Annotated in this window: 1 protein-coding gene; it reads right to left on the bottom strand. The window is 50.8% G+C overall.

Annotated features, from left to right (window positions below):
* Positions 1-27: 27 nt before the first annotated feature.
* Positions 28-646 (bottom strand): IS4 family transposase (locus BK658_RS29705; RefSeq protein ID WP_123585410.1); only part of this gene is annotated, 619 nt, incomplete at its 5' end.

Below are 646 nucleotides of genomic sequence, written 5' to 3'. Positions count from 1 at the left end.
GCGTCACTAGTGTCCGGTAAAACTCTCTCATAGCTGAAGGCTGCCTTGGGCAGCCTTCAGCTCTGTTCGCTTTTGCCTTCGATATTCACGGTGTGCATCGCTGAGCGGGCGCTCGAACAAGCTGTGGGTCAACCGGATAGCAAAGTCTGAAATCGAATCCGAGCTGCCTGAGCGTTGTTTATAAAGGTGCAGCAAAAGATAGGTGATGAGCGCGCTGTAGATCTGCAAGCGCACGGCGTTTTCGGAGAAGCCAAAGTACCGTTTGAGCTTCAGATGTTGCTTTATCCACTTGAAAAACAGCTCGATCTGCCAGCGCTGCTTGTACAGGTCAGCGATTTCCTCAGCTGAGCGCGAAAAGTCGTTGGTCACCAAAACCAGCGGTGTTTCGTGATCGTCTCGACGAACTTGGACTCGGCGTACGGCTTGGTTGTGATAGTGATTCAGGCGTCGAGTATTCAGGTACTTCTTGCCAAATCGCACGGCTTCATCCGACTCAATGAAGTCGGCTTTTCCTTCTTTTTTCAGATCCTCTACGTGATCCATATTGGCGTTTTTTTTGAGCCGTGTGACGAAGATAGCCCCCACCTGATCGATCTGGTGCCACCAGTTGTAGTCGCAGTAACCCTTGTCGAAAACGTATGTCATG

Origin of the sequence: Pseudomonas brassicacearum (assembly GCF_003732175.1) — a bacterium.
In the GTDB taxonomy this organism is placed as follows: Bacteria; Pseudomonadota; Gammaproteobacteria; order Pseudomonadales; family Pseudomonadaceae; genus Aquipseudomonas; species Aquipseudomonas brassicacearum_G.
Note: the sequence above shows the minus strand (reverse complement) of the source record. Positions and strands in the feature narration are given on the sequence as shown.